This window comes from Brevibacillus sp. HB1.3 (assembly GCF_013186635.1).
GTDB lineage: Bacteria > Bacillota > Bacilli > Brevibacillales > Brevibacillaceae > Brevibacillus > Brevibacillus brevis_D.
Window position 1 is genome coordinate 488,499 of record NZ_JABMIT010000002.1, and the last position, 22,523, is coordinate 511,021.

At 47.3% G+C, this 22,523-nt stretch carries 21 protein-coding genes; 12 read left to right on the plus strand and 9 right to left on the minus strand.

Annotation, left to right across the window (positions count from 1 at the left end; genetic code table 11):
* The first annotated feature begins 36 nt into the window (after positions 1 to 36).
* Both gcvPA and gcvPB read left to right on the plus strand, forming a co-directional pair.
* A complete protein-coding gene (gene gcvPA, locus HPY31_RS06860) occupies positions 37 to 1,422 on the plus strand; it encodes an aminomethyl-transferring glycine dehydrogenase subunit GcvPA (protein ID WP_172139552.1) in 1,386 nt (461 codons plus the stop codon).
* A gap of 24 nt (positions 1,423 to 1,446) precedes the next feature.
* Positions 1,447 to 3,036, plus strand: coding sequence for an aminomethyl-transferring glycine dehydrogenase subunit GcvPB (gene gcvPB, locus HPY31_RS06865; RefSeq protein ID WP_172139554.1), 1,590 nt, complete (start codon positions 1,447 to 1,449; stop codon positions 3,034 to 3,036).
* 64 nt (positions 3,037 to 3,100) lie between these two features.
* On the opposite strand, the gene HPY31_RS06870 is transcribed toward gcvPB, so the two are convergent.
* On the minus strand, positions 3,101 to 3,754 hold the full coding sequence (locus HPY31_RS06870; protein ID WP_172139556.1) for a glycosyltransferase: 654 nt from the start codon (positions 3,752 to 3,754) through the stop codon (positions 3,101 to 3,103).
* A gap of 168 nt (positions 3,755 to 3,922) precedes the next feature.
* On the opposite strand from HPY31_RS06870, the gene HPY31_RS06875 reads away from it, so the two are divergent.
* On the plus strand, positions 3,923 to 4,348 hold the full coding sequence (locus HPY31_RS06875) for a MarR family winged helix-turn-helix transcriptional regulator (RefSeq protein WP_142497385.1): 426 nt from the start codon (positions 3,923 to 3,925) through the stop codon (positions 4,346 to 4,348).
* Between the two features lie 109 nt (positions 4,349 to 4,457).
* Positions 4,458 to 5,849, plus strand: a complete 1,392-nt coding sequence (locus HPY31_RS06880) for an MFS transporter (RefSeq protein WP_172139886.1) — start codon at positions 4,458 to 4,460, stop codon at positions 5,847 to 5,849.
* A 47-nt stretch (positions 5,850 to 5,896) separates the two neighbouring features.
* On the opposite strand, the gene HPY31_RS06885 is transcribed toward HPY31_RS06880, so the two are convergent.
* The 4 genes from HPY31_RS06885 to HPY31_RS06900 form a co-directional block, all read right to left on the minus strand.
* Positions 5,897 to 6,082: a hypothetical protein gene (locus HPY31_RS06885; RefSeq protein WP_253901703.1), complete on the minus strand. Its 186-nt coding sequence runs from the start codon at positions 6,080 to 6,082 to the stop codon at positions 5,897 to 5,899.
* Between the two features lie 249 nt (positions 6,083 to 6,331).
* Positions 6,332 to 6,577 carry a hypothetical protein gene (locus HPY31_RS06890; RefSeq protein WP_172139558.1) on the minus strand — a complete coding sequence of 82 codons (246 nt, stop codon included), beginning with the start codon at positions 6,575 to 6,577 and terminating at the stop codon, positions 6,332 to 6,334.
* 146 nt (positions 6,578 to 6,723) lie between these two features.
* Positions 6,724 to 9,399: a YhgE/Pip domain-containing protein gene (locus tag HPY31_RS06895; protein WP_172139560.1), complete on the minus strand. Its 2,676-nt coding sequence runs from the start codon at positions 9,397 to 9,399 to the stop codon at positions 6,724 to 6,726.
* 322 nt (positions 9,400 to 9,721) lie between these two features.
* Positions 9,722 to 10,183: a MarR family winged helix-turn-helix transcriptional regulator gene (locus tag HPY31_RS06900; protein ID WP_172139562.1), complete on the minus strand. Its 462-nt coding sequence runs from the start codon at positions 10,181 to 10,183 to the stop codon at positions 9,722 to 9,724.
* 174 nt (positions 10,184 to 10,357) lie between these two features.
* On the opposite strand from HPY31_RS06900, the gene HPY31_RS06905 reads away from it, so the two are divergent.
* Both HPY31_RS06905 and HPY31_RS06910 read left to right on the plus strand, forming a co-directional pair.
* The gene (locus HPY31_RS06905) at positions 10,358 to 10,777 is read left to right on the plus strand and encodes an organic hydroperoxide resistance protein (protein WP_172139564.1); all 420 of its coding nucleotides are present in this window, start codon (positions 10,358 to 10,360) and stop codon (positions 10,775 to 10,777) included.
* Positions 10,778 to 11,083: 306 nt separating this feature from the next.
* Positions 11,084 to 12,043 (plus strand): alpha/beta hydrolase, encoded by a 960-nt coding sequence (locus tag HPY31_RS06910; protein WP_172139888.1) that lies wholly within the window; start codon positions 11,084 to 11,086, stop codon positions 12,041 to 12,043.
* Positions 12,044 to 12,162: 119 nt separating this feature from the next.
* Here HPY31_RS06910 and HPY31_RS06915 read toward each other — a convergent pair whose 3' ends face one another.
* The 4 genes from HPY31_RS06915 to HPY31_RS06930 form a co-directional block, all read right to left on the minus strand.
* Positions 12,163 to 13,146, minus strand: coding sequence for a FecCD family ABC transporter permease (locus tag HPY31_RS06915; protein WP_172139566.1), 984 nt, complete (start codon positions 13,144 to 13,146; stop codon positions 12,163 to 12,165).
* Positions 13,143 to 14,153, minus strand: coding sequence for a FecCD family ABC transporter permease (locus HPY31_RS06920; RefSeq protein WP_172139568.1), 1,011 nt, complete (start codon positions 14,151 to 14,153; stop codon positions 13,143 to 13,145). The genes HPY31_RS06915 and HPY31_RS06920 overlap by 4 nt, the downstream gene beginning before the upstream one ends.
* Before the next feature lie 87 nt (positions 14,154 to 14,240).
* The gene (locus HPY31_RS06925) at positions 14,241 to 15,209 is read right to left on the minus strand and encodes an ABC transporter substrate-binding protein (protein ID WP_172139570.1); all 969 of its coding nucleotides are present in this window, start codon (positions 15,207 to 15,209) and stop codon (positions 14,241 to 14,243) included.
* 214 nt (positions 15,210 to 15,423) lie between these two features.
* Positions 15,424 to 16,572 (minus strand): glycosyltransferase, encoded by a 1,149-nt coding sequence (locus HPY31_RS06930; protein WP_172139572.1) that lies wholly within the window; start codon positions 16,570 to 16,572, stop codon positions 15,424 to 15,426.
* Between the two features lie 358 nt (positions 16,573 to 16,930).
* Between HPY31_RS06930 and HPY31_RS06935 the strand changes: the two genes are divergently transcribed.
* The 6 genes from HPY31_RS06935 (at position 16,931) to HPY31_RS06960 (ending at position 22,513) form a co-directional block, all read left to right on the plus strand.
* Entirely contained in the window at positions 16,931 to 17,284 is a 354-nt protein-coding gene (locus HPY31_RS06935) for an alpha-helical endospore appendage domain-containing protein (protein ID WP_172139574.1), read from the plus strand.
* 57 nt (positions 17,285 to 17,341) lie between these two features.
* Positions 17,342 to 17,707: an alpha-helical endospore appendage domain-containing protein gene (locus HPY31_RS06940; RefSeq protein WP_172139890.1), complete on the plus strand. Its 366-nt coding sequence runs from the start codon at positions 17,342 to 17,344 to the stop codon at positions 17,705 to 17,707.
* A gap of 35 nt (positions 17,708 to 17,742) precedes the next feature.
* Positions 17,743 to 18,498 (plus strand): hypothetical protein, encoded by a 756-nt coding sequence (locus HPY31_RS06945; protein ID WP_172139576.1) that lies wholly within the window; start codon positions 17,743 to 17,745, stop codon positions 18,496 to 18,498.
* Between the two features lie 28 nt (positions 18,499 to 18,526).
* Positions 18,527 to 19,450 carry an MBL fold metallo-hydrolase gene (locus HPY31_RS06950; protein WP_172139578.1) on the plus strand — a complete coding sequence of 308 codons (924 nt, stop codon included), beginning with the start codon at positions 18,527 to 18,529 and terminating at the stop codon, positions 19,448 to 19,450.
* A gap of 26 nt (positions 19,451 to 19,476) precedes the next feature.
* Positions 19,477 to 21,348 carry a glycosyltransferase gene (locus HPY31_RS06955; protein ID WP_172139580.1) on the plus strand — a complete coding sequence of 624 codons (1,872 nt, stop codon included), beginning with the start codon at positions 19,477 to 19,479 and terminating at the stop codon, positions 21,346 to 21,348.
* 226 nt (positions 21,349 to 21,574) lie between these two features.
* Entirely contained in the window at positions 21,575 to 22,513 is a 939-nt protein-coding gene (locus HPY31_RS06960) for an alpha-helical endospore appendage domain-containing protein (RefSeq protein ID WP_172139582.1), read from the plus strand.
* The last annotated feature ends 10 nt before the right edge of the window (positions 22,514 to 22,523 follow it).

Consider the following 22,523-nt stretch of genomic DNA (forward strand, 5'->3'; position numbering starts at 1 on the left):
ACTGAATATTCCAACGAAGGAATGGAGGAACCTGAGATGAGCGTACAGCGTTATGCCCACCCGTATATTCCGAATTCTGCACCTGAAGTCAAAGAGAAAATGCTTTCCGAAATCGGCTTTTCCAGCATCGAGGATATCTATGCGGACATTCCCGAGGAGCTGCGCCTAAAAGACAAAATGAACATCCCGAAAGCTTTGACGGAATACGAGCTGGAGCGCCACGTCAATCAGCTGATGAACAAAAACCAAACCACGAAAGAAAATATCAGCTTCCTCGGCGCAGGCTGCTGGCCGCATTTTGTTCCGGCTGTCTGTGATGAAATCAACTCCCGTGCAGAGTTTGTGACCGCCTATGCTGGTGAGCCTTATGAAGATAAAGGGCGCTTTCAGGCGTTGTTCGAGTACCAAAGCCTCGTAGCTGAGCTAGTCGATATGGATGTCGTGAACGTTCCGACTTTTGATTGGGCACAGGCCGCTTCTACTGCTCTGCGCATGGCAGCACGTATCACCAAACGCACCGAGCTGTTGGTCTCGAAAAATATCCATCCCGACAAGCTCATGATCATCAAAAATTATACGTCTCCTGATCTTACCGTCACCTTGATCGATTTTGAGAACGAAACAGGCAGACTTGACCTGAATGATCTAAAAGCAAAGCTCAGTGTAGATACAGCAGCGGTTTACTTCGAAAACCCGACCTTCCTCGGCTCTGTGGAAGTAAACGGACAGATGATCGCGGACTTGGCTCATGCAGCGGGTGCCATTTGCGTAGTCGGCGTCGATCCCATCTCTCTTGGCGTAATGGAAGCTCCGGCGAATTACGGCGCGGACATCGTGTGCGGAGATTTGCAGCCGCTTGGCGTACACATGCATTACGGCGGTGGACAATCCGGCTTTATTGCGACGCATGACAATCCGACCTACGTCATGGAATATCCGTCCCGCTTGTTTGGAATCGCTCCGACAGAGGTCGAAGGCGAATACGGCTTCGGAGATGTCGCGTACGACCGCACCTCTTTTGCCAAACGTGAAAAAGGCAAGGAGTCCGTCGGAACGCAAACCGCGCTATGGGGCATTACCGCAGGCGTGTACTTGGCGACGATGGGACCCGTCGGCATGGAAGAAGTCGGGCAAGGCATCATGCAGCGCTCCCAATACGCCGCCAAACAGCTCTCTTCCATTCCCGGAGTCGAGACCAAATTCGCCGCTCCTTTCTTCAAGGAGTTCGTAATCGACTTCTCGCAAACAGGTAAAACCGTCAAAGACATCAACGCTGCGCTTCTCGCCAAAGGAATTTTCGGCGGAGTTGATTTAACTGAATACTACCCGGAATTGGGTCAATGTGCGCTCTACTGTGTCACGGAGGTTCATACCCAGGAGGATATTAATACACTCGTTGCTGTAATGAAAAGCATTTTGTAAAAACGTAAAAGGAGGAAACCGCCCATGAAAACATCCGAAGGAACCATCGACAAAATGAAACGGATTCCGAGAGACCATAAGGTACGCCGCTTCCATCAAGCAAAGTGGGATGAGCCTGTCATTTTCGAGCTGAGCCAGACCGGTGAGCGTGGCGTCGAGGTACCACCCGTCGAGCCACAAATCGTAGAGACCGTAGGCGATGGCATCTCTTCGCTGCCAGACAGCCTGCGCCGAAAAAAACGGCCGAATCTCCCCGAGATCAGTCAGTACCGCGTGATCCGTCATTACTCCCGCATTTCGCAGGAGGTTCTGGGGTCGGATTTTAACGTAGAGATCGGGCAAGGCACCTGCACGATGAAATACTCCCCGAAAATCAATGAACGCTTCGTGCGCTCGCCGAAAATGGCGGAGCTGCATCCATTGCAAGACGAGTCCACTGTCCAAGGGATGCTGGAGATGACGTATCAGCTCGATCTGTACCTGCGCGAGATTTCGGGAATGGACAAATTCTCGTTCCAACCGGGCAGCGGCACACAGGCGTTGTTTACCCAAGCCTCTATCGTGCGCAAATACCACGAATCTCGTGGCGAAGGAGAGCAGCGCAACGAGTTTATTACCACCCATTTTTCCCACCCGTCCCAAGCCGCAACGGCCGCAGTCAAAGGCTTCAAAATCATTTATGTACCTGCTGACGAAAACGGCTACCCTGATCTGGAAGCGCTAAAGGGCCTCGTCTCGGAGCGAACCGCTGCCTTTGCCGTAGCGAATCCAGAGGATACAGGCATTTACAACTCTCGCATCAAGGAGTTCACAGATGTCGTCCACGCCGCAGGGGGACTATGCTGCTACGACCAAGCAAACGCCAACGGCTTGCTCGGCATTACGCGCGCGCTGGAAGCTGGCTTTGACATGTGCTTCTTCAACCTGCACAAAACCTTCTCCGTCCCACACGCTTGCGGCGGACCTGCCACAGGCGCCATCGGTGTCACTGCCGAGCTTGCGCCATTCCTGCCAGGACCGATCGTAGACTTCGATGGAGAGCGTTACTTCTATAAGCGTGACTTGAAAAACAGCATCGGGAAGGTCCGCAGCTTTTACGGCGTTCCGCCTGCTGTCCTGCGCTCTTACGCTTGGGTCCGTGCTCTTGGTGCTGACGGCTTGAAAGAAGTTGCCGAGATCGCTTGCCTCAACAACAACTATCTTTATCACAAAATCCTGCAAATCCGCGGTGCGAGCGCTCCGTATATACAAGGCAGACGTCTGGAGCAGGTTCGCTACAGCTGGCAGCAGCTAAAAGAAGACACGGGCGTCACTACATACGATGTTCAGCGTCGGATGGTCGACTTTGCCCACCATTACTGGACCAGTCACCACCCGTACGTCGTGCCGGAGCCGTTTACGCTGGAACCGACAGAGTCCTATTCCATGGCAGAGCTCGACGAATACGTTGCGGCACTGACCCACATTTCACAGGAAGCTTATGAAAATCCGGAGATTGTCAAAACAGCGCCGCACAATAGTACAGGTCACCGTGTGCTAGAGTCCGTGCTGGATGATCCTGATCAATGGTGCATCACATGGAGAGCTTATTTGAAAAAGACGGCACAAGGATAAAAAGAAAGAAACGCCAGCACGGGATACGACAAGTGCTGGCGTTCTTTTTGTTAGGGAAGTTCTTTTAGAACTGGTTCGGGAACTGCTTAATAATACCTGCTGTCAGAGCATCCGCCAACGAGATGATATGATCCTCCCCTTGATCAAACGCAGCAATATCCGCTTGCCAGTCTTTTCTCAATCTCGCCTGGAGATTATCAGTGAGCAGCTTCAGATGCACGTACATCATCTCTTTTAGCTCTTTCTCGTTCCAATTGGGATTGGCGCTACTTAAGAACTTGGCGATATCATCCGCATTCCGGTGCCAGTCCTTATCCAGCTTTGCCACAGTAGCCTGATCGCCTTTTTTGGCTGCGTCAATGATTTTGCCGCCTATCGTAATATGCGCTGTCAGCAATTCGGTAAGCTTTTTACCTGCTTCCTCTCCGTAATACGGCTTGATTGCGTTTCCGATATCCACCTGATTTTTCAAAAGGCGTGCCTGTACGGCGTCTTTGTCTTCCAGCCCTGCCAAGGCACTTACCATATAGGTGTGGTCCCACAGCAAGTGGTCAATCCAGAGTCTGCGCATATCGCCCTGTAGCTTTACTTCTTTCGGCCTTATACATTCTGCCTGCTTTACATTTCCTTGCGATTCCTTGGCTGCTGCCATTCCCGGCACACCAAGTAATGCCACGCAAATCATCAACACGGTAACTTTTCTAAGCATTGGAGTCATCTATTCCTTCTCCTTTTTGATAAGTATTAAATCCCGCTGTTATTTTGAGCAAATTTGGCTTTTTCATGCGTCCAACATATCAGCCCTGCAAATTGACACTTGTCGGAAGCATCCTTATAGTTGTCTTATCAACAGTTGCCCTGACTGCCTAACCTAGGAGGTTTCGCAATGAGATTGGATGAGTATATCGGCGTCATCGTGAAACGAACGGATTTAAAGCTGAACAACTATTATCAAAAAGTATGCAATCCGTATAACATCACCATCGATCAGTGGATGATTTTTGTCGTGTTATGGGAAGAAGAAGGTCTGACCCAAAACGAGCTGGCAGAACGCACCTATAAAGATAAAACGAATATCGCGCGGATGCTCTTTCTCATGGAAGAAAGAGGGTTCATTCATCGCGAAACAGATAAAAAGGATCGCCGCTCCCTTCGCGTCTATCTGACGGAAAAAGGGCGACTTTTAAAAGACGAGGTCCTTCCTCCCTCCATTGAAGCGTACGAGAAAACCATTGCAGGATTGACCGAAGAAGAAGTGAACCAATTCCGAAGAACACTTAATATCATTTATGAGAACGTGAAAAACTTGTAAAAACAAAAACCATTGCAAGATGTCACTTTTTGTATATAATTAGTTGTTGTAGCAACAGTATTTATAACAACTTTCAAGGCGAAATATATACAAAAAAGGAGTGAATATGATGAGCACAGAAGGGATTTGGAGCGCACATTACCGGGCATTGACGATTGGTATTATTCTTGTGGTGACTGCTACAGCATTTGAAGGCTTGGCTGTCACGACAATCGCCCCCAGTCTTTCCCGAGAGCTACAGGGTGAGGATCTCTATGGGTGGGTATTCAGTGCTTATTTGTTGGCTCAGCTGATTGGAACCGTGGTCACAGGTCAATTCGTCGATAGAAAAGGGCCTGCCCAGCCTTTCCTTGTTACGATCGTGCTCTTTGCCCTTGGCATTGTAGTTGCTGCGATTGCGCCAGATATGCTTACTTTACTGCTTGGGCGAGTGATGCAAGGCTTCGGAGCCGGTGCCTTGGTTAATTGCGTGTATACCATGATTACTTTGCGTTACCCCGATTCCCTTCGCCCTCAGATTCTTGCTGTCTTCTCCAGCGCTTATATTCTTCCAGGCCTGTTCGGACCGTATGTTGCCGGGATTATTGCTGAACAGTTGTCGTGGAGATATGTCTTCTGGTTGATCCTTCCCTTTATCTTTCTGTCTGCACTCTTAACCACTCCTTCTTTCCGAGGCTTACAACCGCCAAAAGCAAGCGCGGCAAACAATCGTAGTCTTCTTCTGCCCTTTTTCTTGGCTATAGGGACTGGTGCCTTGCTTTTTGGACTCGGCAAAATTCCCTCGATCTACGGTTTCCTGCTATCCATCGCGGGTTTGCTTGCCCTCAGTGTCCCGTTGTATAAGCTGATGCCTAAAGGAACGCTCGTCGCACGCCCAGGCTTACCTGCCGTCATGGCGTCTCGGGGTCTATTTGTCGCTGCCTATTACGGCACACAAACGTATCTCGTCCTTAGACTCACTTCGATTTTAGGATTAACCGCCGACAAAGCTGGTTTAGCTGTTGCCTCCGCAGCGATTAGTTGGTCGCTGGCAGCCAATGTACAGGCAAAGCTGGACAAAAAAGACCAAGGGGCCGGTCGAAAAAAACGAATTATCATCGGTCTCGTCATTATGCTTATCGGAGTCGCTTGCACCGTACCGCTGACGTTGATTCAACAAGACCTGTACGGTATCGTGGTCGCGATTGTTAGCCAGATCATTATGGGCTTCGGAATCGGTTTGGCTCACCCGACAAGCGGCGCTATTGCGTTTTCTCTTGCAAAATCTGGTGAGGAAGGGAAAGTATCTGCTGAACTATCTATCGCGGATACGTTCACGCCTGCGATTGTCATTGGGATGGGAGGAGCCATCGTTTCTGTGATGACTACCTTTTCGTTTTCACTTTCTGTTGGTATTACCATTTCCCTGCTCCTTCAGACGTTTATCGTCATACTGGGGCTGGTATCTGCTGCCCGACTGGCGACACGTTCTGTGCCTGTTCAAGAAAAAAGGACACCCTAGATGATGCGAAAAGCCGCTGACGAATTTTTCGTCGGCGGCTTATTTTATTACTCGCTTTGTATACTAATAGCTCTTTTTTCTTCTTGAAATCCTTCTAATAACTGTTCTGCTTCTTGTTTGGCGTCTTTAGACTGCAATCCCTTGTTTATTTTGCTTTTGTACGCGGCTAGTTTCTCTTCAAATTTTTCAACTAGTTGTTTTCTTTGTTCTATTTGATCTAAAACTTCGATCAAGACAAATCATTTGCATAAGCTTGATAGCCGAGAAAACTCCCAGCACTCAAAATAGCAACACTACAAAATGACAAAGCAAGAAATACTTTAGTTTTATTTACAAACACCTTCTTTACCTCCGTTCGTGGATTATTTCTTGATTTTTATTGTTACAAATATATGCACCGCCATGTGGTGACCCCCACCTTGTTGAAAAAGGTATCATGTACTCGTATAGAGAGGGCACCAACAGAAGGTGTCAAAACATCCCTATTCAGCCTCCTGCCTATATAGGTTCTGTAATTCCTCGAGTCTTTTATCTGTCTTATGGAATCGTCTTTCCAGCCGATCCTGGACTACTCTGGGCAGTTCATTTTTCAAAATGTGTACAATATAAAACAAGGTTCCGATCATGACGAACATACTCAATATCAAGGTGATTTCTGGAGTAATGACAAAAAAGCACACACCGCCTATCAAAATCGTCAGTAGAATGTATCCAAACCATCTCCCCATGCTTCATTCCTCCTTTACGATTCACTGATAACCCATATTTTACCAAACCATAAAATCACTTGTCCTTAAAAAAGGGTGCCCTCCAGTAGTGATATCTACGTGAGGACACCCTGCTAATTCCAATCAACTTCCGTGTAACCTTTCCTTTACCCAATAATCTTGGTCTTCTTCGCATTCTCCATCGACTTTTCAATGATTCCGCTCAACGGACGCTTCAGCGCGAGCGCCACAAACAGGCTGATACCAATAAAGCCGAATAGGACGAGTATATCGCGGATCACCGTTTCCCAGAGGATGCCGCCCACCCCTTCACGTAACAGACTGATCGCATACGTGAAGGGCATGTATGGGTTCAGCGCTTGGAAAAATGGCGCGGTCATGCTGATCGGGAACGTACCGCCCGAGCTGGAGAATTGGAATACCATGAAGATGATCGCTATACCTTTACCCACGTTGCCGAAGACGGACACGAGCGTGTACGTAATCGTGACGAACACCAGGCTGACCAGCATACCGAATAACACAAACGGAGCTTTATCCGCTACAAAGGCCCCGAGGATGTAAATATCACCGAGCGTGACGAATACCGCCTGAAGCAGCCCGATTGTCACAAACGTTCCCAAGCGGCCAAGGTACAACTGATACGGCTTGTACACTCCGCCTGGATTTTCCGGATTCGGCTTCAGCAGGGAAATCAACAAGGTCGCACCTACCCAGAGAGACAGCACACCGTAAAACGGCGACATGGCCGAACCATAATTCGGAATCGGGTATAGGCGATTTTCCTTGATTTGCACGGGACTTGCGAGGAATTCGCTCTCTTTTTTTATGTCGCCGCGCAATAGCTTGGCAAGGTCGGCGAAATTGTTGTTCGCTTCCACTTCTCTCAGCTTATCGGCGGCCTTCCCAATGGCACTCTCCAGCTTAGGCAAATCATCGCGGACCAATGCGGCAACTCTATGGACTCCTGTCTCCACCTCCGGGAGCTTGTAGCGCACAAAATCCGCCAGCTTGGTCAAATCCGCCTCCGCTTTGGGCAAATCGTTCTGGACAAATGCCGCTGCCTCGTTGAGCTTTTTCCCGATGGCAGGAAGATTGCTCTTCAAGAATGGCGCTGCTACGCGAATGGCATTTGCAAAAGCATCCGACTTGCTTCTGAGTGTTGTTGCAAGCTCGTGGACGTGTGACCGTATTTGCGGCATCTCCTGCTGGATTCGCTTCAATTCTGCCAATCCCAGCTCCAATCCTGTCTTTGTTTCTTTGAGAATCGCTTCGACATCCGGAAGCTTTTCTTGGGCCTTATGCAGTAGATCGGCAGTTTCTCCTGTGATCACCTTCAGCCTGTCAATGCCCTCGGATATTTTCGGAACGATTTCGCTATCGTAACGGGACAGGATGTCTCCCAATTCCGCGCTAGTGTTTTTCGAGAGCTGATTCAGACTCTCCACCAAATCTTTTGCAGGCTGCTTGCCGTTTTCAATCGCGCTTGCAATCATGCCAAGAATCTCGATTTGCCGGTTCATTCTGTTCTCAATCGTGCGCAGCCTCTCTGCGAAATGACTCAATAGCTGCCCAGGAAGATAACTGTTTACTTTCTCTACAAGCGATGCGGTATGCCCCAAAACATTTGCAGCTCTGGATAACCTGTCTTTCACGGCATTTACCTCACTGGCAGTAGGCAGGCGATCCGGATTGATTTGCAACAGCTTGTCTGTGAGTTGTGTGAGCGCATCCGATGCTTGCTGGGCTAAGATGAGATTTTGCTTGATCAGCGGTGCAATCGTTTCAAAAGCACCGTCATGCTTCGTAAAAAAGTCATTGAGCTGATCGGCAACAGACGCGCCCTTATCAGTCAGATCCGCGATACGCGGCAACGCTTGTTGCGCAGCCGAAACGATCTCAATGGCTCGACTCGCTTTTTCTGTGGCCGTAGTCACTGCGTTTGCGACCTTATCAAAATTTTGATCCAGCTCTTCAATTCGTCCGACGGCTTGCTCAATCACAGGCAGCTTGTCTTCCATCGCGATAATGACAGACGCCGCCTCATTGATTCTCGGCCAGTTTTGCTGAATTTTGAGGACGGCCTGCCCTGCTTGATTGATCTCAGGGATTCTTTTTTCCACTTCCAGAATGATCTGCGCTTTCTCGTGAATCTCGGGAAGTTTCTTCTCAATCTCCAGTACTTTTTGCCCTGCGGCATGAATCTCAGGCAGGCTTTTTTCCAGTTGGAAAACGCCACTCTCGATTTTACGGATGGTCGGCAATTGCTCTTCGATTTTAATGCCGATCTCTGTAAGCTTCGTTAGCAAGGCTTCACTGACGCTTTCCGTAAAACTCTCGTTGATCTGCTTGGCAATCGCCGAAACTCCCGACGAGGTAATTTTGGGGGCGACGGCGTTCACTTTTTCATTGACCGTATAGATCACTTCGGGCTTGTTCAGGTTGCCATGAACAATTCCCGTGATTCTTGCGGAAAAGTCAGCCGGGATCAGGATGCTGGCATAGTAATCGCCCCGCTCCACACCCCTTCTGGCTTCTTCTTTATCCACAAAGGTCCACCCTAGTTTCTGGTTGTTATGCAAGCTCTTTATGAGCTCCTCTCCGATGTTGACCTTTTTATCCTCAACCGTAGCTCCCTGATCCTCGCTCGTCACCGCTACCTTGACCCCTTGCGTATTGGCATAAGGGTCCCATACTGATTTGATGTTGATCCAATCGTATAAACAAGGAATGAGAATGATGGCGATGATTAGAAAAATCCCAGTCGGGACCTTGAAAATGTTAATCCAGTCTGTTTTGTATATCTTCCATATAGACCGCATGTATGTACCACCTAGTAGGACAGAATGGATAAAGCATGACACTTACATGACAGTTTACCATGAAAGGAAATCGTCGGGAATGAGCTGTCAGTAGTAGGATGATCAGCTGCACGCCAATTTATGAAGGACTAAAGCGATGGCTTCCTCAATGCGCTGGACTTACGATGTCAAAGCTCCAATCCACATTTTCATACCTTTTTATCGGTTTTTTTCTTACAAGGATTGGATAAATATTTTCAGGACAGGAAAAAAGCCCAACCATCACTGGTCAGGCTCTTCTTAGTAAATTGGTATTCACGGTCCGTTCCTTTAAAAAGTAACGTTATCTTTTGGAATTGACGGCTTCGTTTGAATGATGGATGTGCGTAAGCAGAAGTTGGCTACTTTGGAGAAGCTCACTAAATTCCTTAGGATCGAGCCTACTATTATTTAATAAAGCTTCTGGCAGTTTACAGGATTGCTCTTTTAGAGATTGTCCTTTTTCTGTCAAGCGAATCACGACAACTCGTTCATCCTCTTTCGAACGGTCTCGTGTGACCAATTTTGATTCTTGCATTCGTTTCAGGAGTGGGGTTAACGTGCCTGAATCTAGGTAAAGCTGTTCTCCAAGCTCTTTTACTGTACAGTCGCCATACTCCCATAAAACGAGCAGAACAAGATACTGTGGATAGGTTACGCCCATTTCTTCCAGATAGGGGCGATACATACGAGTAATTTCACGGGACAGTGCATATACGGTAAAACAAAGCTGATTCTTTAGTTGTAGAAATTCATCATTATTCATGGATAAAATCCACTCCGATATAGCATATTTTGAAAGAATCATAACGTTCAGGGTAAGTAATGTCAAATTTAATAGCGCGAAATTAAATAGCTATTCATGTTGACAAGAATTTAAGTGAGTGGTAAATTAAATTGCGTACAATATAATCGCAAACAATTAAAGGAGAGAGTGTTCATGCAACCAATTTATACAACTTCTGTAACTGCTTCTGGCGGACGGAACGGAGTAGTGAAATCGTCCGATGGCGTACTTGATCTTGAAATTCGCACTCCAAAGGAAATGGGTGGACCTGGCGGTGCTTACACTAATCCTGAACAACTTTTTGCAGCTGGATATTCAGCTTGCTTCGATGGAGCACTGAACCTCGTTGCCCGTACAAAACGGATCAAGCTGGAGAGTACGACGGTTACGGCTAACGTTTCGTTTGGAAAAGATGCGGAGGGCGGATTCCAATTACACACGGTTCTGGAGGTGAAAGTAAACGGCGTTGACCAAGACACAGCAAAGGAATTGGTAGAAGAGGCTCACCAAGTATGTCCGTATTCAAGAGCAACTCGCAACGGCAACATGCAAGTTGAATTGAGAGTCATCTAAACAAAAGGGCCCGTAAGTAGAATGCTTCGGGTTTGTAAAGCGCTTGACAGAGACCGGATATTCGAGTTATATCGCTACCTAATAAGTTGTGTGCAATTTAATTTATAAAAAACTTAATTTACAAAACCAAATACAAGAATAGTTCAACTCATGTAAAAAAATGCAAGGGAGAATTTGTTCATGAACAAGAGTAAAGCATTACTTTCTGGTATTGCGCTCACATTACTGGTTGGCGGTTACAGTGTTACTACCTTCTTACACGCAGATGCTTCTCAACAAACAAAACAAGGAAAGTTGGAAAAGAAAATGGAAAATAAAGTAGAAAGTAAAGTAGTAGTGCTCGAGGCTGAAGCTCAAAAATTCGCAGACGCAACAGCTAACCCTCCCTATTTATTCGATCTTGGACCAGTAGAGGGGAGAAAGGCCGTGGATCAGGTTCAGTCTGGTCCTGTTAAGAAATTACCTGTTGATATTCAAGACCTTACCATTAACGGAGGGCCAAAAGGGACTGTGTCCATCAGGATTGTGAAGCCGCAGAACGCCCCTCAAAACCTCCCCGTAATTTTGTACACGCATGGAGCTGGCTGGGTATTCGGAAACGAGCATACGCACGACCGATTGATACGTGAACTTGCAGTTGGTTCCCAATCCGCAGTCGTGTTTACCAACTATAGCCTCTCGCCGGAAGCAAAGTACCCTGTTGCGATCGAAGAAGTCTATGCAGCATTGGAGTGGGTATCGAAGAATGGAAAACAGTACGGCATGAACCCTGAAAAACTGGCAGTAGCAGGGGATAGTGTTGGCGGAAACATGACAGCAGCTATTACTCTCATGGCGAAAGAACGGAAAGGTCCACAAATTAACAAGCAACTGCTATTCTATCCCGTAACGGACGCGTCATTTGATACTCCTTCTTATCATCAGTTTGCCAAGAATTACTTCCTTCGTCGTGACGCCATGCAATGGTTCTGGGATCAATATACAACCGATCCGAAACAAAGAGCGGAAATCACTGCTTCCCCTTTGCGTGCAACGACAGAACAGTTGAAAGGACTTCCGGAGGCATTAATTATCACAGCGGAAGCAGATGTATTGCGCGATGAAGGGGAGGCTTATGGAAATAAACTTCGTGAGGCTGGTGTACCTGTAACAACGGTACGTTTCCAAGGAATCATCCACGATTTCGTCATGCTTAATGATTTGGCAAATACGGAAGCAGCACGTGGGGCCATGACATTGGCTAACGCATGGCTTAAACAAGAGTAAAAAGGGAAATGTGGACATTGAAAAAAACCTAGGCTGCTAATATCCCCTTCGAGTAGACAGTGTAAAAAGTCCGCCCACAAAACGGTGGGTGGTACACTCTACTCGGAGGGGATTCTTTTTTACTTTCTCTTCTCTTGACGCACCAAATACAAGAAGTACGGAACACCGATGACCGCCGTCACGATACCCGCGGGAATCTCGAACGGAGGATTCAGTCCCCTCCCCAATGCATCTGCAATGACGAGAATCAACGCTCCCAGAACCGCCGCACCTGGCAACAGATAACGATGCTGATGACCGAACAGCTTTCTCGCCATATGTGGCGCAATTAATCCCACAAAGCCGATTGAGCCAATCGCCGCTACACATGCGCCCGCCAACGCAACGGCGAGCAGCAAGAGCATATAGCGTGTTCGCACGACATTCAGTCCAAGCCCGGTGGAGCTCCCTTCATCCAGACTAATAATGTCCAGCTTTCGATACAGGGCAAAGCTAATGGGAATGAATACGAGCAGCCACGGCAGCAAAGCGTAAATTTCATCCCAGCCTTTCCCCCACAAGCTCCCTGCCAACCAGACAAGAGAATCATTAGCTTGCATCGGATACTTCACCATGATGAATTCCGTCAACGCTTGGCAGATCGCCCCTACTCCCATTCCAACCAAGGCAAACGTAGTTGGCTGTGCACCGCTTTTCCGAGCGAAATAGATAAGGGCAATCGCTACCGCCAGTGCTCCCAAAAATGCGACAATTGGGAGGAGAAGTGGTGAAGCGGTCGGAAACAAAATGATGACCACAACTGCGAACAAGCCCGCACCTTTGGTTACCCCTACGACATCCGGTGATGCCAGCGGATTCCGGATCATTCCTTGCAAAATCACACCAGCAATCGCGAAGCCCGCTCCAGCAAGAATCGCGAGCAACGCCCGCGGTAATCGATAGTTTTCAATCATAAACGTAAGCGATGAAGCTTCGCCCATAATCACTCGAATGAGTTGATCAGGGCCGATAAAGATCGGACCGATCCCCATGCTAAGCAATGCTGCCACTAAGACTAAGGCACCGAGGCCCATCAGGAGCAGGGTGTTTTTTCGCGAAGTCATACCATTTCCCTCCCCTTTTTTCTCGCCAAGTACAGAAAGAACGGGGTTCCCAGAAGAGCCGTTACAATTCCTACAGGAGACTCAAACGGATAGGAAATCAAGCGAGCCAGGACATCGGAATAGGTCACCAAGACAGCACCACCAAGTGCAGACACAGGGATGACGACGCGATAGTCCGTACCAACGAGCCTCCTTGCGATATGCGGTATCATCAGTCCGACGAACCCAACAGCTCCGGCGACAGCAACAGAGGCACCTGCCAAAATAACGACAACAACATAAGACAGCAGTCGGACACGGGCGATTTTTTGTCCCAACCCCATCGCGACTTCCTCCCCCAGTCGAAACACAGACAAAGAGCCGGACAGCCAGATCGCCAGCAGGAGTCCCGCTATCGACCATGGCAAAATCAATTGCACATCCGCCCAAGCCGCTCCGCTAATGGAGCCAGACAACCAATACAATACATTCGAGATCTGTTCGTTAAAAATAATAATTCCCTTCGTAATGGAGGTGAGCAGCAGGTGGATGGCCATTCCTACCAAAGCGATCTTGAGATTGGTCATCCCGCGGGAAGCTGCAAAACCAAAGACCACAAGTCCCCCGAGAATCGCTCCAGCAAATGCAAAATAAATGAGATTGGCTTTCCCGATATCCGGTAAAAGCACAATCGCAAGTACGACCACCAGACAAGCCCCCGCATTCACGCCAAACACTTGCGGGGATGCCAGCGGATTGCGGGTAACGGCCTGCATCACGGCGCCTGCCACAGCCAAATTCGCCCCAATGATGGCTCCCAGCACGGCTCTTGGAACGCGGATGGTTTGAAAAATCAAAAGCTCCTTGGAGTATTCTCCCGATAACCAATGCGTCACTAATGATCGAATCTGCAGCGAAGCTACTCCGGTAAACAAGCTCAGCAACAAACCGATCAGCAAGAGGATTACCAAGCCGATCACAATGAGGACAAAGGTACTTTTTCGTTGTCGTGTCGTTGTTTTCTGCAATACAAGCCACCTCGATCTACTACCACGTGCAGGAACACGGAAAAGACCAAATCAGCGATCGGTCTTTTCCGGAATTTGCATCGTATGTTATTTTTCCTTGCTATATAAGAGGTTCACTGCCTCTTCCACAATGCGTTCAGCGGATTTCAGTCCGCGATAGCGCGTCCAGAGGTCACGATTTACTTTGTGTACTTCCTGATTTTTGACTGCGGTGATATTGTTCCAGAGCGGATTTTGCTTCCATTCATTCAACAGCGCGTCGTCAGCCTCCGCCAGAAAAATCACATCTGGGTCCCACTGCACCATTTGCTCCAGACTGATTTTTACCGTTGGCTCTGGTGTGTCTTGAATTGCATTTTTGATTCCAATCATTTCGAGCAATTCGCCATCAAACGATTTCGCACCATGTGCAGACAACGAATCTGCTCGGAATACTCCCAGCATGACTTTGCGGGAATCGCCAGCTTGTACTTTCTTTTTAAACTCTGCGATGATCTCCTTGTGCTTGTTCAGGCGCTGCTCTGCTTCTTTTTGCTTGTTCAGCGCTTCCCCTATCGTGACAAACGAGCTCAGGTTTTCCTGATACGTCGAGTTGCGGCTTTTCAAAATGATCGTCGGTGCGATTTTTTGCAAATCCTTGTAAATGTCCTTGTGGCGATTCAAATCACCGATAATCAAATCCGGCTGCAACGAGCTGATGACCTCCAGACTCGGCTGCTGGCGAGTCCCCACAGGGGTATACTCGATTTTTTTGCCGATCAATCCTTCTACGTCCTTATCCTTCTCCTGCGCGATTCCTACAGGCGTCACTCCCAGCTCCCATAGTCCGTCTACAAAGGAGTACTCCAGCGCGACGATTCTTTTCGGGTCCCCGGTAATTTCCGTTTCGCCCAGCTCGTGTTTTACGATGCGCTTTTGTGCAGTTTTCGCGTTATCTTGACCTGCTGCTGGCTGTTTTTGCTCTGCGCTGCCGCACCCAGTCAGTAATACCGTACCTGCCAGTGCAAGCGTCCAAAGCATATAGCCAAGACGTTTCATTCCGTTTGTTCGCTTCATTTTTTGTCCCTCACTCATTATGGTTGATAATGATTATTATTACCGATAAAATGCGTTTTTTATTGTAACAATCCGCTGCCGCAAATGAAACATTATGTTTATTAAACCTTTTACCGTAATAAAAATGATTAACGTCATTTTGTTCATGCTCTGCCATTACGAAAAAAAGCCGTTACGTCTGAACCATCGACGTAAACAGCTTTTCGCCACAATGCTATTTGTTGTTTGACGTATGACTTACTTCAGTCGTCGAGCACAGCTTCTGTAATGCTTCCTTGGCAGGCGCATGATTCTCCGCCATTGCCAATGTCGTCTGATAAGCGGTCACAGCCTCCTCCACTTGATCCAAACCTTCGTAGCAAAGCCCTTTGTAGTACCAGGCGTGAAAACTTCCCGATCCCTTCAAGGTCAGATGCCGAATATTGCTCTCCCCTAGCTCCAAGCAGTGATCAAACGTCATCAAAGCACGTTTATAGTCCTTTTTCAAATACTGAATGATCCCTTTATACAAATGCAAATCAACGTAGTCCGGATACATCTCGATTGCCTTTTCAATTCCTGGCCACGCTCCTTCAGCACTGCCGATCGAGATCAACGTGGAGTATTTGAGCTTATAAAGAAGCGAAGGAGGCATCATATGGTTTTCGAGAAACCCGATAATAGACAGATTCACGAACTTGAACGTTTTCTCATGCTCCTGGATACGTGAGAATTCACTGGCAAGATGATACTCAATCCATGGAGAGTGGTCCTCTTTTTCCAGTTCCTTCATGAGTAGCCCAATATTGCGCTCGAACTTGTTCTTTCTGCCAGTACATTCATTCATGTAGCCGTAATGGTATATCCGTACAGGCAAGATTTGAATGTGGAGATCTTCGGTCAGATTGGGAAGAACCTCTTCTACGTTGAGCGTTTCATGGATGGGAAAATGGAAGCGAAAACCGATGCCATTGCGAAACAAACGTGAGTGAGCGATATGAAAAGCATCGTCTTCATTTATCTCATCTCCAATGTAATTAATTAGATGGATATAAAAAAGAGAATCTTCTTGACCGCGAAGCAGCTCCTTCAAGCTCTTGCTGTCTTCCAGATTCATTTCCTCATCGGCATCCATCCACAAAATCCAGTCGCCCGTTGCTTTTTCCAGTCCAAAGTTTCTCGCTTCTGCGAAGTTATCCTGCCACTCATACGAATGCACGACCGCTCCGAATGACTTGCATATCTCTACGGTGTTGTCCGTACTCCCCGTGTCTACAATAATCATTTCATCCACAAGATCTTTCACGCTTTCCAAGCACTTGTGAAGGCATTCTTCTTCGTTTTTTACAATCATACATAAGGAAATTTTGGGCGCCTCAGACATGCTGCTCATCTCCTTTTACACACATCACTGAGATCGTAGTCTATCCCCCCTTTACTCTATGAGTGGACTGCTTCTTTCAGAACGCCGCCATTTCCTTGGGTTTCGGACCTTTTGCTGGAATAGCGCATGACTCATGTCCTTTGTGCAACAGCCCTCAGGTTTTGCCTCCTTGTCGATGAGTACGATAAGTTGTCATATTAAGATCGCGGTTACATAACATGTACTGCGAGGAAGATTCCGTTTATTCACTACCAATTACGCGATCCTGTGACGATCCTATCGTTTTTACGTACGCCTTCTATTTCGGGTAAGTCTTATTTTGTATACAAAGTCATACAAACAAAGGATGTAGATAACGATGTCAATGCCCACGGTCCCCAATATAACACCGGAAATCATATTGAAGCGAAATGAAGTATTAAATCTGCTTCTGACCTCCATTGCGCTCGAGGAAATTGGACTTTCTCACCTTATTAATGCAGAGGGGCAAAAGATCCAAAAAATCACGAAGGAGCAATCCCTCTCGATCAATGATGCGCTTGCCCTAAACAACAGTGTTGAACGAATGCTGCGCAATGTCATCAAGACAGAGATGCTCTTGCAATTCAGGCTGGAGGACATTCTTAAGCTGGAGCAGATGGAGATCCATCATTATCACGATGACTCACCTGACACCCCTGACATCCCCGACCTTCCTTGCTTCAAAGAATAACCCTTACTACTCACACTGCTTTTCAAGAGATCCTAATTTTATTGAAGAGGGATGATGATGACCTTACAAGATAAAGTTCCTTCATATGATGTGCCTACGCGCAAAGAAGCTTTGAGTCATTTGCTGCAATCGATTGCCTTAGAGGAAGAAGCCTTGTCCAGATTGCTAAACGCCGAAGCTGACAAAGCCCTTGCTTTCGTTGGCAAAAATCTGGACTTCCCCAACAACCCATCCAATGATGAGATCATCACCTTTAATCGTACAGTCATTTCGATTCTGGATTCGGTCCTGATGGCTGAGTGGCTGTTGTTAAAAAAGCTGGATGCGGCCATTCACATGTACCCTGTGGAGCTTAAATCAAATTTTGAGATGGAAGAATCCGATTTCGGGGATGAATTGGATGACATCACCATCGATTATTAACGATTAATCATTTCAGGAATTCGAGGTCAATTGCCATGAAGAACAGAGGTATCGATGACCAAACCGTTCTAAAGCTGACCTATTCCATCGTCCAGTTAGTCAAAGGATTGGAATCCCGCTTTCATCATGCCAAGGATTACGAGCTTATGCTGTTTGGCTACCAAATCTCAACGATGACCAATCTGCTGGTCAGACTGCATACCCACATACATAATAAGCAGATTGCTCACAGCTTCCTTTTTGAGTCGCGTCCCCCTCTCCATTCCACTAGTGAAATGTACACACATGTCCTTGCTGCGATAGCCGAGTTATCGGAATTGGTAAAGGCATGGGGGTTTCCACATAACCAAATAGCCACCTTGATAGAAAATCATCTGCGGCAATTACAAGCTTTTTACTCAATAGAACCGGAAGAGGATTCCCACTACGACGAGCCGATGCAATTGGAGATAGAAGGAGATATTCGAGAAGAGGAACCTGTACAGCTTGACGTTCCACCTGTGCCTACGCCAACCCCTCCATTGCTCGCAAACAAAGCACGCATCGATACAGCCAAAAGCCGGAAATCAGTACGTCAAAAACCCCCATTATTAACACAGGCTGCGTCCGTCCCTACTCCCGATAAAAACAAAAGCAAAACCAAGCGTCCCAAGCCTGTAACAAACGTGGTAAAAGTGCGTAGTCAGAAAAAAGTGCTCGCTAATCGAGTTTCTGCACCTAAAAAGCCTCCCTTTGTACCGAACTCCGTAAAGGTACGTATCGGCAATGTCACCAAGATCATCCACATATGAACCTGAATCTAATGAAGGAGTAAGGGATATGGCTCGTTTGGAATTGATCGAAGTGGCCGGCAACAGTTATGTGGTCTCCGGTAAATACGGGATCGGCGTCTATTTGGATAGGTCCAGCAAAACTGCTGTTTGCATTGATAGCGGCCCGAATACCACTGTCATCGAGAAAGTATGCGCGAGAATCAGCGATCGAGGGTATCAAATCCTTGCCGTTGTTCATACACATGGTCACGCTGTTAACCACGGTGGCAATCCCTATTTGATAAAAAGGTTCCCCAATCTACGCATCTATGCGACACATCTAGCATCCTATATCATCGAAAATCCGCATCTCGAGCCTTTGGTTTTCGACGCAGGTGGAGGGTCTGATACGAAGCCTGATGAAAACAAAGAGAATACACGTGCGCTCGTAACGGATTATCTTCCATCGACCGATGGTATCTTTCACGTCCATACCATTCCATTCAAAATCGTCTCCTTACCTGGACATTCGCCGGGAATGGTCGGCATTATTACCCCTGATCATGTCCTTTACTGCGGCGATGCCTTGTTTGGTCCTAAAACATTGAACAAGCAGGAGCTGCTTTTTTTTCACGATCTGAAGGCTGCCAGAAGAAGCTTCAAGAAGCTCTCTATGATGAAATCGAAGGCTTATGTGCTGTACCATGGCGGACCTTACAAGACAGTCACAGGACTAATTAACAGGCATCTCACCCTTATGAAAGACACCTCTGCTTTTCTTGAAGCGTGGATTCATGAGCAGCCAAGCACTCTCGAACAGGTAGTCCAAAAGGTCATGAAAAAGTATGCGTTTGAAGATGACTTGCACCGCTACGGTTTGACTACCTCGATTATCCGCTCTTATTTAAAAGAACTTCAACAAGAGAACCGAATTGTCGCAAAAGTGGACAATGGTTTACTGCTATTCAGTAAACCTGAGGCAACCATTTGAACAAAGGCTACATATGGGGGTGTACCATGGGTAAAAAACGTATTTTAATCGGGAGTCCCATTCAACAATTCCCGATTATTTTGGAGGAATTCCTTCAATCCCTCACGGAGTTGACTACCAAAAATGAATTGGTTCATTACATGTTCATTGACGATAACAAAGACCCAGTATCCAGTACACTCTTGGCTGATTTCGAGAAGGCGAACAAACGAACTGTCATCCTCAAAAACACAGACGATGATACGTATGTCCGAAATGAAATGACCCATTATTGGACGGAGCGAAATATTTGGAAGGTAGCGCAAATGAAAGATACGATTATCTCCTATGCGCTCAAAGAGGGTTTCGATTACTTGTTTTTGATCGATTCTGATCTCGTTTTACACCCTCACACCCTGCAACATCTGCTTCAAGCCAATAAAGATATTATCTCCAACATTTACTGGACACGCTGGCAGCCTGATTCGATTGAGCTTCCTCAAGTTTGGCTGATGGATCAATACACGTTGACACGCGAAGGCGAGTCCGAATCAGCGGAGAACCAAAACTTTTTAGAGATGCTGCGTAAACCGGGTGTGTACGAGGTAGGAGGTCTCGGTGCATGCACGTTAATTCGTCGAAAGGTCTTGGAGGCAGGCGTCAGTTTTAAACGAATAGCCAACTTGTCGTTCTGGGGAGAAGATCGGCATTTTTGCGTCCGGGCTGTAGCCATGGGCTTTTCTTTGCATGTAGATACGCACCTTCCTGGGTACCACATCTACCGGCAGTCTGATCTGGCAGGAGTGAGCGAGTATCGCAAAAAAAATGGCATGACTGCGGGGAAAGCGAATCAGATTTCAATCAGTTTATGTATGATCGTCAAAAATGAAGAAGACGCTCTGGAGCGTTGCCTCTCCACCGTTGCGGATCTGGTTGATGAAATCATTATCGTCGACACAGGTTCAACAGACCGCACGAAAGAAATTGCGTCCAACTATGGCTGTACCCTTTATGATTTTGAGTGGATTGATGATTTTTCAGCCGCACGCAACTATGCGTTCAGCAAGGCAACATGCCCCTATATTTTTTGGTTGGATGCAGACGATATCCTTCTGGAAAAAGACCGTCAGCTCTTCCGCGAGTTGAGGTTTACGTTGAATTACAGTATCGACAGTGTCACGATGAACTACAACCTCTCTGTAGACAGCAATGGGAATGTGGCATACAGCATTCGCCGCAATCGCCTCGTAAAACGCGACCGCGGTTTTCGCTGGATCGGGCCCGTCCATGAGTATTTGGAAGTGAGCGGTAACGTCATCAACAGTGACATATCCATCACGCATAACAAGCAGAAGGAATACACGGACCGCAATCTGCAAATCTATCGACGCAGGGATGCCAAAGGGGAAGAATTCTCCCCACGGGACTTGTACTATTATGCGAATGAATTACGCGACAATCAGTATCATGAAGAGGCCATTACTTTTTACACGAAGTTCCTGAACACCCAACAAGGCTGGGTAGAGGACAACATTAACGCTTGCCTGAAGTTGGCGAGTTGCTATTCCCACCTCTGTGAGAGACATAATGTTCTCTCGTCGCTATACCGTACGTTCAACTACGATCGCCCACGGGCGGAAGCATGCTGCCAGATCGGAGCCTATCACGTCGAAGATAAAAATTGGCTACTCGCCATTTTTTGGTATGATCTCGCAACAAAAGTAGAGGAACCTGCTGAAAAGCTCGCACACATCGACCATGTTTCCTGGACCTGGCTACCTCATCTGCAACTCTGCTTATGCTATTCTCAAATGGGGGACAACGAGAAATCACGTCACCACAATGATATTGCCTATTTATACAACCCAACTCACCCTAGCATTCTCTACAACAAAAAGTACTTTGAGTCTCTGACCTGACTCCCCTCGTGATCATGAAAAAGTTACCCACCCTGTGGGTGAATGTATACATGCCATAAGCAATGGTGGTCTATTTTTTGATGAGCACGGTGCTTACCAGTTAACACAAAGGTCAATCTGGAAATCAGATTGGCTTTTTTCCGTTTCTATACAGCCAGGCACGCGCACAGATAAAGCCTCATAGCATAGTAATAAGTTTTTGAATGTAACAGGAAGGATGAATGCCATGTCTCAAGCCAATATTCCCAATATTACTCCCACCATTACTGTAACGAGAGACGATGCTATCAATCTCCTCCTTACTTCCATCGCCATCGAAGAGCTAAGCCTCGGGCATATTATTCATGCAGAAGCAGAAAACATGCAATATGCCATTGGTACACTACCAGGCTTGACTGTTCCTGCTTCGGTAAGCGATCTCCTTCTGGTGAATGCAAGCGTTCGCCAAACCTTGCAAGACGTTACGAAAAAAGAAATGCTCTTGCAAGCGAAACTGGACAACATCCTGTCTGTTTCATCCAGCAGCACAGGTGCCATAACGGGGGCTACAGGGGCCACGGGCGTTGGTGTAACGGGTGCCACCGGGGCTACAGGTGCGACGGGGATTACTGGACCGACTGGCGCGACGGGTGCCACCGGAGAAACTGGCGCTACCGGGGCCACTGGCGCTACTGGACCTGCTTTCACCACTGAAAACTTCTCAGCCTTTTTATCAACTGTAACCCTTGGTGAATCCTCCCAATTGGTTAACTGGTCAACAGCGAGCCCCTACTATGATAGTCCAAGTTTCAACCCGCTAACTGGCACTTATACGGTACCAGCGACTGGAACTTATGCCATCAAAGCAACCATTAACTATGAAACAAGCGAAGCCATTACCAGTAGTTTAGACCCGGAAATCACCCCTGCAATTGAAGTACAGAGAATCACCCCTACTGCAACAAATCTCATTACCGGTGATTTTCCTGTTCTCAACGTAAACATTGCGCTCGTACTCATATTAAGAGCCATTCTGGGGGCGGGAACCGTCACGCTCGCAGGTGACGTTCAACTCCATGCAGGTGATACTCTCGGTTTGTTCTATGTTGCCAATGGATTGACCATCAACCTCAACTTAGGCGGAGGCGGCGAGGGCATCGTCTGGTCCATTCATCGTCTCACCTAACAAGACTTTG